General features: G+C 36.1%; 19 protein-coding genes. 11 read left to right on the top strand and 8 right to left on the bottom strand.

Going from position 1 to position 21,250, the window contains the following annotated elements:
• Positions 1-47: 47 nt before the first annotated feature.
• Positions 48-872: a TIGR04219 family outer membrane beta-barrel protein gene (locus L3081_RS23855; RefSeq protein ID WP_182253899.1), complete on the bottom strand. Its 825-nt coding sequence runs from the start codon at positions 870-872 to the stop codon at positions 48-50.
• A 534-nt stretch (positions 873-1,406) separates the two neighbouring features.
• On the opposite strand from L3081_RS23855, the gene L3081_RS23850 reads away from it, so the two are divergent.
• Positions 1,407-2,039 carry a hypothetical protein gene (locus L3081_RS23850; protein WP_242288819.1) on the top strand — a complete coding sequence of 211 codons (633 nt, stop codon included), beginning with the start codon at positions 1,407-1,409 and terminating at the stop codon, positions 2,037-2,039.
• A gap of 252 nt (positions 2,040-2,291) precedes the next feature.
• On the opposite strand, the gene L3081_RS23845 is transcribed toward L3081_RS23850, so the two are convergent.
• From L3081_RS23845 to L3081_RS23835, 3 genes are all read right to left on the bottom strand, one after another.
• Complete coding sequence (locus L3081_RS23845; protein ID WP_182253895.1) at positions 2,292-2,621, bottom strand: hypothetical protein; 330 nt, start codon at positions 2,619-2,621, stop codon at positions 2,292-2,294.
• 81 nt (positions 2,622-2,702) lie between these two features.
• Complete coding sequence (locus tag L3081_RS23840) at positions 2,703-3,059, bottom strand: HVO_A0114 family putative DNA-binding protein (protein ID WP_182253893.1); 357 nt, start codon at positions 3,057-3,059, stop codon at positions 2,703-2,705.
• Positions 3,056-3,400: a toxin-antitoxin system TumE family protein gene (locus L3081_RS23835; protein ID WP_242282666.1), complete on the bottom strand. Its 345-nt coding sequence runs from the start codon at positions 3,398-3,400 to the stop codon at positions 3,056-3,058. The genes L3081_RS23840 and L3081_RS23835 overlap by 4 nt, the downstream gene beginning before the upstream one ends.
• Positions 3,401-3,685: 285 nt before the next feature.
• Between L3081_RS23835 and L3081_RS23830 the strand changes: the two genes are divergently transcribed.
• From L3081_RS23830 to L3081_RS23805, 6 genes are read left to right on the top strand one after another with little or no spacing between them, the layout of a single operon-like run.
• A complete protein-coding gene (locus tag L3081_RS23830; RefSeq protein WP_338027485.1) occupies positions 3,686-4,249 on the top strand; it encodes a recombinase family protein in 564 nt (187 codons plus the stop codon).
• A gap of 13 nt (positions 4,250-4,262) precedes the next feature.
• Positions 4,263-5,051: a DUF4158 domain-containing protein gene (locus L3081_RS23825; RefSeq protein ID WP_242288818.1), complete on the top strand. Its 789-nt coding sequence runs from the start codon at positions 4,263-4,265 to the stop codon at positions 5,049-5,051.
• A 37-nt stretch (positions 5,052-5,088) separates the two neighbouring features.
• On the top strand, positions 5,089-6,909 hold the full coding sequence (locus tag L3081_RS28760) for a Tn3 family transposase (protein ID WP_242288817.1): 1,821 nt from the start codon (positions 5,089-5,091) through the stop codon (positions 6,907-6,909).
• A complete protein-coding gene (locus L3081_RS23815) occupies positions 6,845-7,348 on the top strand; it encodes a Tn3 family transposase (RefSeq protein WP_338027490.1) in 504 nt (167 codons plus the stop codon). Before L3081_RS28760 ends, L3081_RS23815 begins: the two co-directional genes overlap by 65 nt.
• A 34-nt stretch (positions 7,349-7,382) precedes the next feature.
• Positions 7,383-10,988, top strand: a complete 3,606-nt coding sequence (locus tag L3081_RS23810; protein WP_242288815.1) for an OmpA family protein — start codon at positions 7,383-7,385, stop codon at positions 10,986-10,988.
• On the top strand, positions 10,988-11,200 hold the full coding sequence (locus L3081_RS23805) for a hypothetical protein (protein ID WP_242288813.1): 213 nt from the start codon (positions 10,988-10,990) through the stop codon (positions 11,198-11,200). Before L3081_RS23810 ends, L3081_RS23805 begins: the two co-directional genes overlap by 1 nt.
• Positions 11,201-11,444: 244 nt before the next feature.
• On the opposite strand, the gene L3081_RS23800 is transcribed toward L3081_RS23805, so the two are convergent.
• Entirely contained in the window at positions 11,445-13,001 is a 1,557-nt protein-coding gene (locus L3081_RS23800) for a methyl-accepting chemotaxis protein (protein WP_242288811.1), read from the bottom strand.
• A gap of 205 nt (positions 13,002-13,206) precedes the next feature.
• The gene (locus L3081_RS23795) at positions 13,207-14,220 is read right to left on the bottom strand and encodes a cache domain-containing protein (protein ID WP_242288810.1); all 1,014 of its coding nucleotides are present in this window, start codon (positions 14,218-14,220) and stop codon (positions 13,207-13,209) included.
• Positions 14,221-14,646: 426 nt separating this feature from the next.
• Between L3081_RS23795 and L3081_RS23790 the strand changes: the two genes are divergently transcribed.
• Positions 14,647-15,354, top strand: coding sequence for a response regulator transcription factor (locus tag L3081_RS23790; RefSeq protein WP_242288808.1), 708 nt, complete (start codon positions 14,647-14,649; stop codon positions 15,352-15,354).
• Positions 15,355-15,489: 135 nt separating this feature from the next.
• Here L3081_RS23790 and L3081_RS23785 read toward each other — a convergent pair whose 3' ends face one another.
• Positions 15,490-16,077, bottom strand: a complete 588-nt coding sequence (locus tag L3081_RS23785) for a response regulator (RefSeq protein WP_242288806.1) — start codon at positions 16,075-16,077, stop codon at positions 15,490-15,492.
• Position 16,078: 1 nt separating this feature from the next.
• Positions 16,079-17,263 carry an ATP-binding protein gene (locus L3081_RS23780; protein ID WP_242288804.1) on the bottom strand — a complete coding sequence of 395 codons (1,185 nt, stop codon included), beginning with the start codon at positions 17,261-17,263 and terminating at the stop codon, positions 16,079-16,081.
• A 162-nt stretch (positions 17,264-17,425) separates the two neighbouring features.
• Between L3081_RS23780 and L3081_RS23775 the strand changes: the two genes are divergently transcribed.
• The 3 genes from L3081_RS23775 to L3081_RS23765 all read left to right on the top strand — a co-directional run bounded on the left by L3081_RS23775 (position 17,426) and on the right by L3081_RS23765 (position 21,190).
• Positions 17,426-17,587, top strand: coding sequence for a hypothetical protein (locus L3081_RS23775; protein WP_242288803.1), 162 nt, complete (start codon positions 17,426-17,428; stop codon positions 17,585-17,587).
• Positions 17,588-17,801: 214 nt separating this feature from the next.
• On the top strand, positions 17,802-20,372 hold the full coding sequence (locus L3081_RS23770; RefSeq protein WP_242288801.1) for a hypothetical protein: 2,571 nt from the start codon (positions 17,802-17,804) through the stop codon (positions 20,370-20,372).
• Positions 20,333-21,190, top strand: a complete 858-nt coding sequence (locus tag L3081_RS23765) for a hypothetical protein (RefSeq protein ID WP_242288799.1) — start codon at positions 20,333-20,335, stop codon at positions 21,188-21,190. Before L3081_RS23770 ends, L3081_RS23765 begins: the two co-directional genes overlap by 40 nt.
• Positions 21,191-21,250 lie beyond the last annotated feature (60 nt).

Below are 21,250 nucleotides of genomic sequence, written 5' to 3'. Positions count from 1 at the left end.
ATTACATACCTAAATTCAAAACTTCCTAGTAGATTATTTGATCAGCTTTAAAAGTGTGCAATCACGCCAACAAAAGCACCTTTAAATTCAAGATCTGTATATAAATTGTCTAAATTTTCAAATTCCATTTTCACGGCACGATATCCTAAGGTCAGATTAAAATGTCCCACCCTACTCTTAACGAGGTCGTAACTTAAACCAACATGATAGTCAAAAAGTGTATGGTCATTTATTAATGAAAAATCACCTTGAGCAAATACACTTAAGTTAGTTAACGGCAAGATAATGTTGGTAGCAACATACAACATAGGCTCAATTTCGTCGGTTTTTATTTTACCTGTAGGAGTAACAGAACTTGATGTTGGTGTTGATGTACAAGGATTACCTTGCGATGTTTGAGGACAATCATCATCATCATCAATAATTTTTGGCCCTGTAACAGTAACGGCACCACTAAAGTCTCTAGCGGTTAAACCCAAATCAAATGAAAATAAACCATTATCAAATAATTCATAATATAAGGTGTAGTCGATATAACTGACGTTAAAACTGACATTAACATCGTCATCAATAGGAAAGGTTTCACTGCCGAAGCTAAATGCTTGCGTTAAGGTAGCTTTACCTGTGGTATCAAGCGTTGTACTTGAAATGCGTACATTAGGGAGCAAAGGAAAAGGATGTTCAACGGCAACAAAGTAGTTAATTTGTTGCTCTTTTTTTAAATTAAAATCAATTAGTCTGTTTTCTTCACCAAAAATACCACTTGCTTCACTCTGCCAAATTTGGCTGCCAAGGTATAGACCAACTGTATCTGCTTGTACGTTAGCTGTAAAAAGTGCAACAAGCGTTGCTGAAAAAGCTGTTTTTTTCATCTAATTAATATCCTTATTTACGAATGACCATGTTCCATTTTTAAATACTCACTATCACCTTTATAACCACAAGAGGCCGTAAAAAGCGCTATTAACACAATAATCAATCGTAACTCATACATCGATTCAAGTTAAGATAAATCTAACAATTAAGCATTTACCTCGTACGGCTAGCGCATTTTAACAGGGTTAAGTGGTAATCATCGTCTAGCTCTGCCACTTACTTTTTCCTCGCCATAAGCCGACTTGGTTATATCCTGTTTAAATAGTGCCATTACTACCTTTCGCATCATATTGTTCTATAAGTTCAATTTATAATGAATATATCGTAAGTATTCAATAAAAAAAGAATTATTTATTGTTGACAATAAATTTATCCTATGTTTTTTATTTGTTTTGCAGGGATCATTCAGTTATTACATTGAGCGTAATTAATCATTATCTAGTCATTGTTGTAATTAACTTATTCTAAATAACCCTATTTAGAATTTTTGTATCCTTGTTATTTTTAATATTAACAAAGGATTATTAATAATGAAAAAGATATATACATTGATTCCATTAATCTTCACGGCGTTTGTTTCTACGTCTACTTTAGCCGCAACAGGTATTTGCACTTTAAACCTTGTGAAGGAGGATGGAAATTTTGCGCCTAGTGATTATGGACCTGGTGGCATGGTTACATACGATGTAGTAATGCCATTTACAGATGGATATTACCCTAATTGGACCACTAGCCGGCCTAAGCCTAGACTACCCTTTAGTAATTGTATTACTTATCAGGGTGCTCCGTATACAGCGAAAATAACTTCAGTAACTTACAATTATACATTTCAAGAAGCCGTATTAGTTGCTGACTATGAAGTAATGATGGGTTTCTTTGGTGCACAACCGCAGAACCAATTTATTTACCCTAAAAAGCGAGACGGTGGCTATCCTAGAGGATCTGGCATTCCGGTGAATGGAGGTGGCGTTTATAATGGAGTAAATAATCAATTCTTAAATACAATAGATTTGGAGTTACGATCACGAGTGAATAACCCCGCAGTTAATGCTGATTGCCCTTCATACTATGATAGAGATGAGTGTAGAACTAAAAACTCTCGATTAACACTATTTACTGTAGATATTGGTGGACAAGCAATTAACAAAGACACCTACTGTTAATTGATAAGTCAGAGCCTCTCAACTAAGGTTAAACAACCTATATAATTGAGAGGTTTTTTATTATACCGATTCTAATAAACAGACAAATAAGTGTGCAAGATACTTCGTATTATCATAACGTGTGTGAATTTTTTATGTGATGAAGATAACCATACAGCTGTCTTTCCGCACCCACTAAAAGTTATTTATTTTTTATACTATGTCAGTTCGAAAAATACACAGTGAGCATTTTATAGGCAACGCTATTTAAAATTAGTCACCCTCGAATTCTTCAGCATAGAGTTTATTGCTCAATACTTCTTCTACTTTTGATAATACGCTCTCGATTTTTTCAAGTGCTTCTATTGCGCCAGTAACACCACCGACCATCTCTTCAACTTCTTCGAGAAATTTTTCCAATGATCCATGCGTTTCTTTATTATAACTATAATCGAGTGCTCGCTTTGAAAGAGCATGTAGACCGTCAAGCTCTGCGAGTAAATTTGAATTACTGGCTGCACCGGCTAAATCACCTAAGTTAAAAAATTCATGCGAATCCAATTCGTCTGTAATCTCACCGTATTGTTCTTCAGTAATTGCCATTATTCTCACCACTTAAAAAAGTATTGGTTTTCATTATCATAAAAAAATTTTGGTATTAAAACAAAACTTCAATTAAATGCATTACCCTATAGCATATTGGATATCGAATTCTGTCGCTTTAGTAATTACTTGCACTTTTTGGGCGTGCTTTTTCAACTCAACAATACCGTACTTTTCCATGGTTTTAAGTGTACGGCTCAAGTTACTGGTGTGTCGCCCACTTAAGCGAGCAAGTTCACCAAGAGTTTCTGGGTGATGCTCGTTGATTAGTTTTAATAATCGGATATTGTTATCACTTAATACTTCTCCAAGTGATTTCATAGAGCTAAACCATATTTTTGGATCCTCACGCTTGGGTGTGATTTTTCCTGCCGCAATATCAAGAATCCTGCGTTGAAATTCATCTCTGGGCATAATGCCAATTTTTAACTTACTCATTGTGCAACCTCGCTTAAAATTCGGTTAACCTCGGTGAAAAAATCATTTAACAATTGTTGTGCACTGGAAAATATATAAGGCGTACCTTTGTCGACCGCTGATTTATGTAGGTGATCGTATGCGATAATCCGCCCCTTAAATCTACCTTTCTTTCTTGATTTTACAGCATGCGCGTTATCGAACCCCATAATCCGCTTATTATGATTATTGTGTAGCGTCAGGTTATAGCGGATCCCGTGAGGAATTTCCTTACTAGGCTCAACCTCCCACGCTTCTATTTTGTACCAATAGCTATTATCTTCGGTATATTCTGTGCCATGAAGCTCCAACAATACATCCAAAATTGAGGATCTTTTTCCATATGTTATTTTTTCTCTGCTTTCTATTATCACCTGATGATAATAAGCTTATCAGGCTAATAGCAATTTGTCATCTCTATTACAGTAATTAAAACGGTCGTTTTCTTGGTTCATTATATTTTGACGATAATATGCCGAAAAACAACCAATAAACCCATTGTTTTAAACTATGCAAGATTGTAGTATGAATTTTATCTTTATTGGCTCAAGTTTGTCTTATGTTTATCGGTTATGCTCGCGTTTCAAAATCAGACGGCTCTCAAGTCTTTGGATTTACAGATAGATGCACTTATTCAAGCAGGAGTAGATAATAATAGGATTTATCACGATCATGCATCCAGTCGCAAGGATTCACGCCCTGGATTAGAAGCTTGTCTTAAAGCACTGCAACCAGGCAACACTCTTATTGTCTGGAAGTCGGATCGATTAGGGAGAGATATGAAAGATCTTGTCTCTTTAGTTGATGACTTGGAAAGCAAAAAAATAAATTTTAAAGTGCTTACGGGAACTGGTGCAGAAATTGACACTACAACGGCCAATGGACGACTAATTTTTGGTATTTTCGCTGCATTAGCAGAATATGAACGCGAATTAATACGTGAACGTACAAATGCAGGTTTAGCTGCGGCTCGTGCGAGAGGTCGTAAGGGAGGACGTCCGCCAAAAATGGATAAATCTACATTAAAGATGGCAATGACTGCAATGTCAGATAAAAATGCAGTCTCATTGGATATTGCCAAACGCCTAGGCATGACCACAACTACCTTATATAAATATGTTAACGGTGACGGAACATTAAAAGCTGAAGGTGAGCATTTAATGAATAAATAAAGGAGTATGTACTTTGGCCATCAACAACAGCCTTAACATTTTAACGAGTGAAGAAATTGATGAACTTTACGAAATTCCCAAAATAGATGCGGAAGATAGAGAGCTGCTCTTTGAGATCACAGTAGAAGATGAAGTTTATCTTGAGCAACAGAAGAGTATTTATAATAAAATTAACTATATTCTCCAATCAGGATATTTTCGAGCATCCCGACAATTTTATAACTTTGCATTTTCAGATGTTCGAGATGATACCTGGTTTATCATTAATCGTTATTTCCCACACACTCACTTTCCAAAAAAGCTAACATCCAAAGGTAAGCATTACGCAGCCCAAAAAGCGATTTTAAGTATCTACAGTTATAAGCGTTACGAGGCATCATTTGGCATAGAGGTGAGCCGACAAGCTAAACGCTTATCAAAAAGAGATATATCCCCACGCTTTATATTTGATGAATTATTAAATTTTTTCGAAAAGCATCAAATTGTACGACCTAAATATTCGACTTTACAAGACCTGGTATCATTGGCTATACAGCGTGAAGAAAAACGTTTAGCGAAAAAACTTGGCACTTTACTAGATAAAACATCTCGGGATACATTAGATGGACTGTTGGCAGATGAACAAACAATCACTGGTTTGACGCTCTTAAAACAAGATCCTAAGAGTTTTGCCACAAATGAAATGCGTAAAGAACTCAAAAAGCAGCAAAAAATAGTTGAGATTTTTCAACAGTCAAAATCTATTATTTCCAAGTCGGGCAATATCCCGACAAAATATCCAGTATTATGCCGACATATGTGATTTTTATGATGTCTATCAACTCAAACGATTCGAACTCATGAAGTTCCGATTATGTATGATGTGTTTTGTTTGGCAGCGATTCATCAAATTGAATGATCATTTAACAACGTATTTGGTACATAAAATTCAAGGCTACGAAAAGCATGCCGAAGTTGATGCAGGAGAAAAAATACTTGAGGCAAAATTGGGTGTAGGTGAAGATCGAAAATTAGCAAGTCAAATGCTCAAAGTTGTTAATAATCAAAATATACACCAAGATCAAATTCGGCCAAAATGTTATGCGATCATCAAAAAAGACAACTTTGATGAATTCACTAATAAATTGGCTGAGCCTGAAGTTAATAACAAAAAATATGAGTGGGAATATTACAGCAAAGAGCATAATGCAATAAAAACCAATTTGCGTAGTACCTTTATGGCGATTGATTTTAGCTGTGGTAATAATCATCACCTTAACAATGCCATTAATTTTATTAAGAAATTAATGTTATCCAAAGATAAAATGGATGATAGGTTAGCTTCAGAAGTACCTACCGACTTCATTTCTACCGCGCAACTAAAGTATATTACCTATAAAGGCTCAGTAAAATTCACGCAGGGATCTAAAGATGATGACCACGATGTAAAGTTTGTTAATATCAAGCGATATGAAGTCATGTTATACCGCTCTCTTGCACAAACAATTAAATCAGGAAGCACTTTTATTTCAGACAGTGTCAATTATCGTCATTTGGAGGATGATTTGATTTCCCTTGAAAGATGGAATAAGGATAAAGCTAAAATATTAAATGAGCTTTCTGACTGCCTTAATCTCAAATCAATTGTGGAATTACTCCAGGAGAAAGAGATTGAATTAGAATCTCTATATAAGATGGTTAATGCACGTATAAAGTCAAAAGAAAATAAAGAAATAAAAATCAATGAAAACAACCTATCCTGGACACTGCCGTACAAAAGGGCAGAAGATAAAGCTAACAATCCTTTTTACCAGGATATTGAAACGAAAAGTATCTCAAAAGTTATCGATTACACAGCTAAACATACAGGTTTTTTTGATAGTTTCACCCACATACTCAATAAAGGATCTAAATCAAAAGCCCAACCTGATTACCTGAAAGCATATTTTGTTGCACAAGGCACATCAATAGGGAACAAGCGTATCGCTGAATCATCAGATGTAAGCTTGGAAAACTTAAAAAATATTGCGGGTAAATTTATCCGAATTGATTCTATGATTGATGCCAGTGATCAAATCATTAATAAAACAGCCCAACTTCCGATATTCAATAATTATAATTTGTCTGATTATGGCATTCATGCCAGTTTAGATGGACAAAAGCTCGAAACAAGATATCAAACAGTACAGTCAAGATACTCAACAAAATATTTTGGCTATGGTAAAGGTGTTGTATCTTATAGTTTAATTGCTAATCATTTGCCTGTTAATACCAAGATAATTGGTGCTAATGAACACGAGAGTCACTATGTATTAGATATCGTATATAATAATACTAGCGATCTTAATATCACGTCAGTTTCTGGAGACATGCATTCGATCAATCGCGTTAATTTTGCTTTGATGAATTTATTTGGCTATGACTTCATGCCAAGATTTACTCAATTAAATATGAAAGCTGAGAAAAATTTAGTTGCATTCAATAAACCAAGTGAATACTCAGAATTGTTGATTAAACCATCGAGCCAGGTTAATAAACAACTTATTATTGATGAATGGGACAACATATTACGAATCCTTGCCTCATTAGCGCTAAAAGAAACCAAACCAAAGTACCATCATCAGAAAATTATCATCATATTCAAAGAAAAACCCTACGTTAAAGGCACTTATCGAGTTTGATAAAATGACTATGAGCATATATATGCTTAACTACATTAATGATATCGATTTGAGAAGACGAGTAAGTAGAGCATTAAACAGAGGTGAGGCATTTCATCAATTACGAGCTGGAATTCTTCAAATTAGCGGCAAAAAACTATTAGGTAAAACTGACAAGGCGTATGAGATAAGCAATCAATGCAACAAAATATTAGCTTGCTGTATTATTTACTACAACACATCGATACTTTCCGAGTTATTAGCAAAGGCTGAAGCTGCTAATGATGAAGTGTTATGTAGTCAAATTAAGCGTTTTTCACCTGTAGCTTGGCAGCACATTAACTTACTCGGAAATTTTGAATTTAGGCATACAGATAATGTTATTGATATTCAAGATGTTACTAAATTTGCAGTTGAAAACAGTATAAACACAAAAACGACTGAAAGCCCTTTAAATTAAGGGCTGTAGACTTTCATGAATACAAACCAGTGCTATGTGGAATTACCCCCATAAGGTTATTGCACAATTAACGGGTAAGAAAAATGTGCGTTTACATTTTGTTGGCCATACTGATAATCAAAAATTAAGTAGCCGAGCGAAAGCCATATATCAATCAAATGTTGGTCTATCTGATTTTAGAGCCTCAATTGTTGCTAAGTATTTTCAGCAACAATTAGCGTTAGAGAGCAGCGCTATAACAACTGAAGGTAAAGGCAGTTCATTACCTATTGCCGCTAACGACACTTTGATAGGTATGGAGAAGAACCGTCGCGTTGAACTTTTCGCTTGGTACGATGAAGAAGTAGTGACGGCTATTACTGACCATTCAGATTTTATTCGCTATGATGTTTGCCAATTAACCAAAGCAACTCCTGCTCCTTTTGTTGTTACCGTTGACGGTAAGCCTATTGTTGCAGAGCAATCAGCAAATGATGCGGATCACCAACGCTGTACTGATATTGCGTTAGATAATGCCAATGTTCAGTTGCACTACGATAATTTAAAAATACAAGCGGCGCTTAACGTCACATCAGTTGTTCGTCATCATGATAATGGTGAAGAAGAAGATAGTATTACTGTCGATTTTCAAGGACACAGTAATTATTCTACCTTTTTTGATAAAGCAGAAGTGCGTATTTTCACCAACAATAAATCAGTACAAAGTGAGCCTGAATTTATCGTTGCTTTAGACAAAAACAATCGAGCTAAATGGCAAGATGAAGAAGTATTTTCAATACTTCGCCTCGGTGAGCCATTACATTATCGTTTACGTGTGTACAACGAGAATGGCCAATTTGATGAAACCCAAACTTTTGCACTAAATCTTAACCAACAAACTAATACTGATTTCCCCATAGAGCAGGCATTATTAGGCGGCTACGGAGAAAGCCATTTAAGCATACAAAACATAAAACTTAGTGGTGGCACCTTAACGGTTAATGGCGATAATGTGCCTAATGATCATTCGGTTTATTTTTTAGGTAAAAAATTACCCGTAAATGAACAGCAGCAATTTGTTGCTGAACAAATTATTCCATCAGGCGTTCACAATGTTGAGGTTGCCGTTCTGAATGAACAAGGCAATGGCCAGTTATTTCAGCGCCATCTTGAATTAAAAAGTAATGATTGGTTTTATGTCGGTATGGCAGACCTAACTGTTGGTAAAAACACCACTAATGGCGATATTGGGTTAGTGACAGGTGATCAACAGCATTTTAATGATGATATGTTTGTTGATGGTCGCATTGCCTTTTATGCGAAAGGAAAGTGGCAAGACACCTACACCATTACAACAAGTCTTGATAGCCAAGAAGAGCCTTTAGAAGATCTGTTTTCTAACTTGAATAAAAAAGATCCAAGCAGCCTACTACGCCGTCTTGAAGAAGAAAATCATTATGCTGTTTACGGTGATGATTCTACCGTGGTTGAAGACGCACCAACACAGGGGCGCTTTTATGCAAAAATCAACGATGATAAATCTCATTTAATGTGGGGTAACTTCATCGCGGATATTAAAGACACCGAATTTTCACGAATTGAACGCGGTTTATATGGTGCCAGTCTTGATTGGAATAGCGAAGCCTTAACCCAATTTGGTGAAAGAGTTAGTAATGTTAAAGTGTTCGCGGCAGAAGCAGGCACTAGTGCCGCTTACGAAGAGTTACGCGGCACAGGCGGCTCTTTGTATTATTTGCAAAATCAAGATATCACTCAAGGCTCAGAACGAGTCACCATTGAAGTAAGAGACAAAGACTCTAACCTGGTTATTAGTTCAACACCTTTAGCTCCAGGACAAGACTATGACGTAGATTCTTTACAAGGTCGCATATTATTAACCAAACCATTAGCTTCAATTAGTAGTGATAATTTAATTGTGCGTACGGGCGGCTTATCGGGTCATCCAACTTACTTAGTCGTTAATTATGAATATACGCCTGGCTTTGAAGAACTTGATGATTTAAGCGTTGGTGGTCGGGCAAGTTATTGGCTTAACGACAATATTAAAGTCGGTATAACCGCTAGTAAAGAAGATATGGGGATAGAAGATCACCAATTAGCAGGGCTTGATCTTACTTTTCGTTATTCTGCACAAAGTTATCTAAAACTAGAAACAGCACAAACACGCGGACAAGGTGTTGCAGGGGTAAATTCTAGTAACGGTGGTTTTAATTTTTCTGATATTACTTCCAGTAGTTCGTCAAATATTACAACCGATGATAAAGCAAAGGCTTATCGTATAGAGAGTGCCTTTATCTTCAGTGATTTAGGTTTTGATAGTGATTCAGATGGTGGCTTACAAAGTCGAGGTAACTTCTATTGGCAGCAGCGCCAACAAGGTTTCTCTGGTGTTGGTCAGTTTAGCCAATACGATACCGACCAAGCAGGGGTTCAATTCCAACTACCCGTAACTGACGACACTCAAACCAGTTTGCGTCTTGATAGCCGAGACGAAGATGGCGGTATTGACAAACTTAGTGCGGAGTTAAATGTTGCGCATCAGCTTAATGAACACTGGGAACTTAGCGCAGGTTTGCGTATTGAAGACACTGAAACAGCGACACAACAAAGTCAAAATGTAGGCGAAAGAACCGATCTTGCAGTACAACTTGATTATCAAGATTCATCACAATGGGGTGTATACGGTTTTGCCCAAGGCACACTTAAACATGATGAAACCAAACTCGCCAATAATCGTGTTGGTTTGGGCGGTAAATATCAAGTAAGCGATGCTGTTTCTTTGTTAGGTGAAGTGTCGGAAGGAAACCAAGGTTTTGGCGCTAGAATAGGCTCTGATTATCAATACAGTGATGCGAGTAACGTTTATTTAAACTATGAGCTTGATCCAGACAGAACCGATAATGGCTTGGTCGGACGTAACGGACAATTAGTCAGTGGTGTACGCCATCGCTTTACTGATGCCGTTAATGTTTATGGTGAAGAGCGATATCAACATGGTAGTAATCGCGTTGGCTTAACACATGCTTACGGTATTGAGTTTTTACCTAGCGAACAGTGGGTATTAGGATTAAGTTATGAAAATGGTGAGTTAGAAGACGCAGAACAAGCAACCATTAAGCGTAACGCTATTGCATTAAACGCAGGTTATGCAACTAAAAACTTTAAATATGGTACTGCATTAGAATTTAGGCAAGATGAGCAAGGCGAACAACAACGTGACTCTTATCTAGTTCGTAATAATCTATCGTATAAAGTGAACCCCGATTGGCGCGCGCAACTACGCATTGATTTTGCCATTAGTGATTCAAGTATTGAAGACCAACTTAACAGTGATTATACCGAAGGTTTGTTAGGCTTTGCTTATCGTCCTGTTGATAATGACAAGTTTAATGCCCTAGCAACTTATAACTACTTATACGATTTAGCACCTATCGATCAATATACGAATAATGGTCAACAGAACAATTATCAACAACGTAGCCATGTATTTGCTTTTGACGCTAATTACGACTTAACGACTCGTGGACAATTGGAGCAAAATACGCACATAAAGTGGGTGAAGTTCGTGAAGGCCGTGAAGAAGGTATTTGGTATGACAGCACTACCGATTTATATGTGGTTAGAGCGAATTGGCATGTAGTGCGTCATTGGGACTTTCTTATTGAAGGCAGAATGTTAGATGTAAAAGCAGCACAAGATAACAGAAAAGGTTTCTTAACTGCGATTCATCGTCATTTTGGTCAAAACCTGAAAGTGGGTATTGGTTACAATTTCACTGACTTTAACGATGATTTAACCGATCTTAATTATGATGCTAAAGGTTGGTTCCTCAATATTGTTGGCAAAATTTAGTCACAATAAAAGTAGTAATTAGACAGAGTAGTAATTAGACAGAGTGGAATACCCGTTGAGCAATAATTATGAAGGGTAATTCCATTGTGTGAGATTATCTGACAGGGATGTTTTTCTAAACAATATTAAAGTTTAGAATAGCAACGTTTGAAAACTTGCGATTATAGAGTTTAGAAAAAAGGCCAAACATTTTCATGTTCGGCCACAACTGATTTAACTGTTCATTATTTTAGGTTCTTTATTCTTAACCTTGATTGACCTTAAATGCCGAGGACTCTTGTTCTAACTCGGTTGCTAGTCTAGCTAGTTCAACACTTGACTCTGCAATATTATCCGTTGCATGACTCGTTTCGGTCACCCCTACATTAAGGGTTTCAACATTCTGCAACATTTCTTTAACGACAACCGATTGCTCTTCTGTTGCTGTAGCAATATGGGCGCTTAAATCTGTTATTTGATGGATTTCAACTTCAATTACTTTATTCAACTCCATAACTTCTTTCGCATGTTTTTGTACAGTAGCCGCATGAGTCACACTATTTGACATGACATCAACAGACGAGTCAGCCCCGTTAACTATCGTATTGATCATGTCATCTATTTGTTTGGTTGAATCTTGAGTGCGTTGCGCTAACTGTCTTACTTCATCAGCAACAACAGCAAACCCTCGGCCTTGTTCGCCGGCTCTTGCTGCTTCTATAGCGGCATTTAGTGCAAGTAAGTTGGTTTGATCTGCTATTCCTTTAATGACATCGAGTATGCTGATTACTTGGTCAAAATCACTTCTTACTTTTTTAACACTTTGCTCTGATTCTTGAATTTGAGCCGTCATATTCATAATTGATTGATAAGTTTCATCTAACTTATGTGAGCTATCGTGCACTTTATCCTGAATAGTATCTACAGCAGATGAGGTGGTTGATGTGCTTTCGGCAATTTCATTAACGGTTGTTCCCATTTCTTGCATTGCTGTTGCGAGTTGTTCAGCAATTGATTGTTGCTCTGAAACGGTATTATTAGTTTGTGTTGTTATCGCGGCGAGCTCTTCAGAGGTTGATGCTTGTTGAAGTGCAATGCCTGATATATTGCCAACCATTTTAGAAAGGTTAACAATCATATGATTGATGGCTTCTTGTAGTTGTCCTACCTCATCATTTGAATTTTGCTCAACAGACATGGTTAAATCACCACTTGCTACCTGTTTAGCTATTGCTGCCACCTCAATAATTGGAGTTGAGATGCGTTTAGCAAACCAAAAACCGGTCAAGGCTATGATGAGAGTAAAGCCCAACATTAGAATGATCATAAAGGTGGTATTACTTCGAATCGAAGCGAATGCTTCCGGCTCATCTATTTCAGATATAATAGCCCAATTGAAAGAGCCAAACTCAATGCGATCAAAGGATGATAGTACGGGTTGACCATTATAATCGGTAATAACACTAGTATTTTTTTCGCCTTGCAATGCGCGTTCAACGGCTTCAGTATTAACACCGTTTTGTTCAATTGTGCCGGCAAAGCTAGCTTTTACGGTATGCCCGATAGGATCAAGAAATGAATCACTGCGCATTCTCAGGTCGCTACCTACCAAGTAACTTTCACCTGTTTTACCCATGCCTTCTCGAGCGCTCATGATTGTTTGAATGCCTTCTAAAGGTAATTGTAAAGCAACATAGAGCGATGTTTCTCCCTGTGCGTTTAGCAAAGGTTGTGCAATAAAAGCGGCGGGTTCATCATTACTGGGAGCATAGGGAGCAAAATCGATAATGTCATAAGTTTTTGTCTTACTTATTTTTGTCACTAATTCGCCAAGGTTTGAGTGGCGTATTTACCGTTTAAGATGTTGGTATTTAAATCAGCTTCTTTCGTAACCGTATAGAAAATATGTCCGTCAGGATTAATGAGAAACAAATCATAATAACCATATTTTTCAATATAGGTTTTGTAAAAATCTTCATGTGCAGACGTTTTTGGATTAAAAGCCTCTTCAACATCAATTTCAGAAATTATTGCCCATCTGACGCCGCTATTAAGTTGAATATAATTCCGAAATTACTCACAACAGAATTATCGTTATAATCCATAATCACTTGAATACCTTTTTCACCTTTTAAGGCGCTGTTGACCGCTGTTGTTTTTACTGTATTACCTTGTGCAAAAGAAGCGGCTACCGAGTATTGTGTAGGATTGAGATAAGAATTCGAACGCATTAAATTGTCTTGTCCTACTAGATACGATTCGCCAGTATTTCCCATTCCTTCTCTATTACCTAAAATGTTATTTAGCTTATCTATGGGCTGTTGATAAGCAATAAAACCAATACGTTTCCCATTTACCAAAACAGGCTTCACTGCAAATGCAGCAGGATCGTTATTGCTAGGTGGATAAGGACGAAAATCACCAAAATGACTTTCGTTTGAATCAGATTTACTCGCTAGGCTAAATGCTTTCTCAAAAGAAGAACCTTTTAAATCACTTGATATTTTTTGACCTAAATCGCTTTCTCTCGTGACAGAGTAGATTATGGTGCCTCGTTCACTAATAATAAAGAAATCGTACCAACCAAAATTAGAGAGCAATGCTTTATATTCTGTATCGTATTGATCTAGTAGCGATCGCCATTTGGCTTTATTTGAAAATTCACTAGTTAACACGTTAATAGCATTTTGTAATTTACTATTATTGGCTAGCATTTCTAATTGAATATTGTTGTTTGTAAAGTAATCTTCAATTTGCTTCTTTTTCAGCGTGTTTATCGCATTTAATTGATTAAACGCCTGGTTTTGCATTGTGTCTGCAATGTTGACGAGCACGCCCATGTCGCCTTTACGTTCTTCAAAATACTTTGTAACTGTTTGTTTTTTTATTTGATTTATTGACGTTAATTGATTGTAGACCTTAGTAGAAATATCACTAGAGCTATTCATTGTTGATATTACGCTAATAATAATGGCGGGAATTAACCCTAAAAGGATAAACGCTGAAGTAAATTTATTTTTCAGCGTATTGAATTTAAACATAATGATAAGTGCCTTATTAAGTAATAAACCTATTGATTGTCTATCAAAGTAGTAAATCCAGTTTAAAAACTGGAGGTGTCTTTACTTAATTTTTCCGTGACTTCTTTTATACCAAGATCTCAATTATTTTTGACCCGTCGGTGGTTCTTGTCCCTGCGCTATTTTAATAATAGCTTGCTCTGCGAGTATTTGTTATATTTTTTTATAATTTTTTTATAGCATGTATAGCATGTATAGCATGTCGTAAAAGAGGGAGCGTTCATCATTATCAAAAAACACTTTTTGAAGGGGAATCATGGGGTTATAAGGGTAGATTGTTGATATTGAAGTTCCCAATAACTTTGATAAAGATTATAATTAACAGTAAACAGCGGTAGCATAGTTAAATTACTATGAGCTCAGTCGTATTTAAAAAGGGTGTATGCATTGAATTATAAAGGTCATATTGTTGTTGTTGAAGACGATATAATATTAAGAAAAGCCATTGTAAATTGTTATCAAAAAAATAATTACCTCACAACAGCTTTTGATTGTGCCCAAGGCGTTGTTGAATTTATTGGGCAATGTGAACGCAACCAACAAGCGCCTGTTGATATTGTTGTTACGGATATCTTCATGCCAGATAAAAATGGTTATGAATTGATCGAATCATTAAAGAATAAACCCAACCTAGGTAAAATATTTATTTCTGTTAATGGTGCCCTAGAAGATAAAATTAGAGGATTACGGCTAGGTGTAGATGATTACATTGTAAAGCCCATTGATTCAACTGAGTTACTATTACGTACTGAAAAACTGTTATCACGTGTAAAACCCTTATTAACTGAAGATGTAAGTATGAGTATTTCATTTTTACATTTTCGACTTAATCCAGAAACTAGAGTGTTATCGTATCAAAATGAAGGGGTAGAGCTTGGGAGTACAGAACATCAATTATTATTGTTATTAATTGGCCGACAGGGGAGTGTTTGCAGTAAACAAAAAATTATTAATTCGGTTTACCAGGCTTCTGATAACGCCTGTAGCCGAACTGTGGATAAACTAGTTAGCCGATTAAGAATCAAATTAAATAAAGTGGGTGGAAAAGCGGAATATATCATTACCCGGCCGAGGGCAAGGATATTTGTTGGCTAGCCAAGTCTGAATGTTATAGCAGTTATTTTAAGCATTTGTTATTTGAATACAAGACTAGAGCATTGGTACTCTCTGTAATTAACTCATTTAGCTCAAATTTTTCATTGGCATCAATAGATATTAAACATTGCTTTTTTACTTTTTTTCTAAAGTAATGGCTTGTTTTGATAACCGTTCTAAACCTAATTGGCCGCTATATCCTGCTAGTTTATGTAGCCAGGCAGCCTGGCTTTGATAATCCTTACTTTTATACGCGTTTTCTGCGTATAACTTACTATTGTCAGGTGCCTCATGTAAGGCTTGTGTGAATTGCTCTGAAGATAAATTATCTAATAAAAAAGTGAGTTGCTGCTCATTAAAAATAGGCTGTTTAGTTATTTCTTCAAATGTATTATTAGCCATTTCATTTTGGTTAAATATTTTTTTATATTCTCCTTGGCACTCGTAACAGTGTGAAATAGTTTCTCTTAATTTGGGCAACAAAATAGGTTTTTCAATTAAACCGAAAATATTCGCTTTTTCATATAAATTAAGATCGTAAGCAGTGATAGTGGCAGTTAACGCAATAACAGGCGTACTAATGTTTAAACTAGGTAACTGTTTTATCTTTTTTAGTACTTCTAAACCGTGATGATCTGGCAGCTGCATATCAAGAAAAATAATATCAAAAATCTGGGAGCTCGCCCTGTTAATTGCCTCGTTTCCTGTATTTGCAATACTCACTTTATGTCAGGTCTTTTTCAAGCATTGCTTTGGCAATATCTTGGTTGAGCTTAATGTCTTCTACCAAAAGCACATTTAATGGTGGGACAGGGTTGGTTGTTTCAATTTTGTTTGTTAACGATATTTTGCTTGTTGGTGACACTGGCGATATCTGTGATTTAATAGAAAAATAAAAGGTGCTACCTTCGTTTTTTGTACTGCTATAGTCAAGATGGCTGTCCATGCTTTTTAGTAGCTGTTCGCACAAGGAAAGCCCTAATCCGTAGCCTTTTTGATTATCATATTCGTGAATGTTTTGTTGGGTATTAGGTGTCTTAAGTAACGGTGACGGTTTTGACTTTTCCTGTGAAATTCCTATTCCTGTGTCTTTAATAATAAAGGTTAGGATAGCCGTGTTTTTTATCTCTTTCTCTACATGAATAGTTAAATTAACTTCGCCCTGATAGGTAAATTTAATAGCATTTCCCAGTAAATTTATCAGTACTTGTCTTATTTTGTTTGGCTCAATCAATACGTTAAAGTCAATATTGGCGGTTAAGGTCAGCTTAATGTTTTTCTGTATTGCTAACGGTTTTAATAATTCAATAATATTTTGTAAGTAAGGGGTTAATTCAGTATTTACCGGTGTAAGATTTTCTTGCTCCAGTAAGGTGAATTCTAAAACGTCATTGGTTAATTGTGACAGTGCTTGACCCGCGTCAATAATAACATCGCAATCTTGTTTTAATTGTTCAGACGTTAATTGCGGTCGCATTAATTGCGCTTTACCTATCATGCCATTTAATGGTGTTCTTAATTCATGACTTAACGTGGCTAGATAACGTTGTTTGACTTGAGCATCTTCGTTTGCTTTTCGTTCTAATGCTTTTATTGCTAGCAATTGTCTTTCATTACATAAGAGAAAAATACTGAGTGTTAACCCATATGGAATAATAAAACCAAATAATGGGTTGAGAAAGTTAGTTAATGCAACATCAAATAACCCATTCGCTTGTTCAAAAAACACAGCAGTAAATATTCTGAATAAATTAAACAGTAAAATTAACGTACAAATTGCACAGAAAAGTGTGCCACCTACGGTGCGTTGTTTTTTGTTAAGCGAAACAAAACTGTAAAGACAGGCAACCATAAATGCTGCACTAGTACAGTGAACTAAGAAAATTCGTACAATAATATTGGGCGACATATAGGTAAAGTAAGCGAAGATAGGACAAAATAATAAGAGTAAAATAACAATGCTTTTTGTGTTTTCAGACTTCAAATTTAAAAAAGTTCACCACCTAGTAAAAATAACAACATGGATAAAATTAATAAAACATTAGCTACAAAAATACTTAGATGAACTGAAATGTGTGATCTTAAAGAAAGTAATAACCATCCTAAAGGTTGCATCAGCATTGCGGCAAGCCATAAATTAATACCAGGCGATTTTTTATTTATAAACCAAGCAAATATGAAAAAAGCGGCACTGATTAGTGCAGCGAGTACAGAAGAAAAACTCAGTGTTTGAAGGTCTAACATAGTGCTTAATAAATAGTTAAAAAACGCAAGCCATTGTCACATAAGGTATTGAGGTAAATCAAACTAAATGAATTCAGGGTGTCACACAAGGTCACACTCAAAATAGTAAGTTTTTATATAATCTATTATTCTCAATTTAGATAAATCGTCCTTCTGTAAAGACATACAGAACAGAAGGGTTAAAAATATAATAAAGGGTTAATATGGTTAATATGAAAAACTTGAAAGGTAAAATTGAGCGTTATTCACCTATATTTTATACAAAAATATTAGTATCTATATTTACATCGCTTTTCACTGTAGCAGCTATAGCCGGAGCCCCAACTACTATTACTACTTTTAACGATTTAATTGCAGAGCATAATTTTTCATATGCCAATGGTAATCCTACTGTGAGTTTTAATAACATATTAGGCACTGGTTGGGATGTAACTGCTACTGGTGATGGCGAGTCTGATACAGCTATTCAATTATGGAATGATATTTATACAACAAATAATACAGATTCAATCGCATTTCAAGATAACGGTGCTACAAATCAAATAGTAAGCGTTGGAGTGTCTTCAAATGATGGCTCTGAGTTTTTCTTAAATTCAATTTATATTTATACCAATGAAAATGTTAATTTTGATGTTGTGGGGTATAAAAATGGTAACCCCGTAGCAGGAGCTGTCAAATCGTTTTCCCACTCAATCGGAGGAAGAGACCTCAACTTTATTGATATAGTAGAATTTAATTCGGTTGATGAGTTTAGAATAATTAATTTTTCAACTGATATTGTTAGTATTTTTATTGATGATATCAATTTAACTCCTGTTTTTTCCCCAACTATTACGCCAGTTTATAATGCTTCAACAGCCACCTTAACCGTTACAGGTACTAACTTTTTTGCTTTTGCAGGTGCAAATAACGACATTGACGCTTCTGCTTTTACCTTTACTGGCGAATCTGGAGGAAGCTATACATTAACGGATACAAGCGATGTAGAAATTAGCTCTGCTACCAGTTTTACACTCATATTGAGTGCAACCGATAAGGCTGCGGTGAATCTTTTATTAAACAGTAATGGCATAAACGCAAACGATAACACTACTTACAATGTTGCAGTGGCGGACAATTGGAATTTAGGTGCTGATAATGCCACCGATATTGCCATAACAACAACCGGGATAACCGTAAGTGGGTGGCCTAGAATAACTTATTCGCAAATAACACCTGTCGATGTGAGTAAGATGTCCTACACAGACGAAAGCTATGACTTTAGCGAGCTAACGACTTATGGATATGACTTGGATTGGAATAATGATGGGAGTAAGTTTTTTTTAGTTGATAGCCAATCAGAACGTATTCTGGAGTTTTCGCTAAGCACGCCTTATAAATTGTCTACTATTCATTATGCCGATAAATCACTTGATGTGAGTGATCAGGGTAATAGTATGGCATTGACATTCAACTCAGATGGCTCTCAGCTTTATTTATTAACGTATGAAAAAACAGTTTATCAATATAATTTGACCACGGCTTTTGATTTAAGTACGGCAAGTTACAGTAACAATAGCTTGGACGTTTCCAGTAAGAATGTTTATAAGTTTTTAGCGTTTAATAGTGATGGCAGTAAGCTTTTTGTTGGTGGGGGTACGAGTCTTCACTCCTTTACCTTAAGTACACCATTTGATATCACCACAGCGTCAGATGATAATCAATCATTAGATCTTTCAAATGAAGTCACTAAATTTTCAGGGGGATCTTTTAATACCGATGGCACCGTATTATTAGTGACTAATGATGATGAAGGTATAACCAATAGCTTTCAATATAGCTTATCTACCCCATTTGATTTAAGTACCGCAACGTATAGCAATAAAATGTTAAATCTCGCGGGTGAAGTTTTAGGTGCATATGATGTCGAGTTTGATAACCTTAATAATTTGTATTTTGTCGATAGACTAGGCAATACCATTAAAAAGTTTGCTCATAATGAAAGTATTAATTGGACAGAAACGGCTGCTAATAATGGTACTATTTCAACAAGTTCTGTCTCAATAAGTCTGACTGGTGATACCTTTGTCAATACCAATAGTACTTTAGTTGAAGGAACACACTATACACTTCCTAATAAACCCGCAGGATTAACCTCGTCTATTGCTGTTGCTTCAGATGGTTTAATTGCCACACTAACATTAGCGGGAGCTGCCACTACACATGAAGCGATTGATTCCGTTGCTGAATTAAAAATTACTTTTTTAGATGCTGCTTTTGCCACCTACACTGCTGCTAATGTGACGGACAGTGTTGCTGCTAATACAGGTGTAGCAATAAACTTTAATAATGAAACTACACCAAATACCGTTTCAGAAGGTACGCCAGTAACAGCATCAGGGCCTAACCCTATGCCAAGCTATACTTTTATATCAAATGAAGTAGGCACTTTTACAGTGGGAGGAGCATGCGGTACCAGTAGTGCTAATACTGTAATAGCAGGTAATAATACCATTACCTTAACTGCTGCAGATAATTCAACCGGATTAAGTTTAGGTACATATAGTGATTGTACTGTGACGGTAACAGACAGTGCGGGTAATGTTAGTACCGTCTTGACAATTAACCGTTTTGAAATAACACCTAACCAACAACCTGAATTAAATACTACTGATACATCTACTACTTCAGGTCAAGTTAATGTAGGTAATGCTTTGGTTTTACTAACACTTTACCAACAAATGAAAATGCAGCAATGGTGTTTGACATTGCACCTGATGGTACTAAATATGTAGCTTATAAAAATGCTGACAATAAGTTGAGTGTTGATGCCTTTATTAATGGTAGTTGGCAAGCCGTGGGTAATGTCAGCGCGGTATCTGATATTGAAGTGTCTGAACTGGCCATGGCAATTAACGACTCAGGCGGAGTACTTGTCGGTTATAGTGATAGTTCACAAGCAGACAAAGCAACGGTAATTGTTTTTGAAAACGATACTTGGTTTATGGTTGATGAAGGCTTTTCTGATGGTGCAGTTTCATCATTGTCATTAGGTTTTAATAGTAACGACATACCTTATATTGCTTTTCGTGACGAGCACAATGGTGAAAATAAAGCGACCGTTATGAAGATGGGAGAAGGCGAGTTTGAGGAAATGAATTCAACTCGATTCACTGATGACCCTATCTCAGCTATCAATCTTGATTTTGGTAGCCTTGATGATCCATTTGTCGGTTATTACCAGTCTTTTGATTCTTGCGGAGCAGGACTTACTGATGATAGTGGTGTTCTTATCATAGCTGTTCCTTGTGCTAGTGCTCCTTCTGATGCGAAGTTAGCAATGGATTCTTATGATTATCTTTATTATGCCTACACTACCTATAATGGCTCAGCGCAAAATTTAAATGTTTTGTCTTACGATAGCGAGATTGACGTATGGACACATATTGGTGGCGAAGAGTTCACTAATTATTCAAGCTATGGTATCAGCAGTTTTGATCTGAAACTTGATGAGAATAATAAGCCATATGTTGCCTTTTCTGCCAACGAAGGAGGTGATGGTAGTGATACAATTACGGTTATGTCGTTTGAAAACGGAAGTCGAATACAGTAAGTCAGGCAGACTTTGTAGCAGGCGAGCAGGTCAGCTTATCGTTTGATGCTGATAACAAGC

The sequence above is a fragment of the Colwellia maritima genome (genome assembly GCF_022669015.1).
GTDB lineage: Bacteria > Pseudomonadota > Gammaproteobacteria > Enterobacterales > Alteromonadaceae > Colwellia > Colwellia maritima.
The sequence above is the reverse complement of the archived record's forward strand: the minus strand, read 5'-3'. Positions and strand labels throughout refer to the sequence as shown.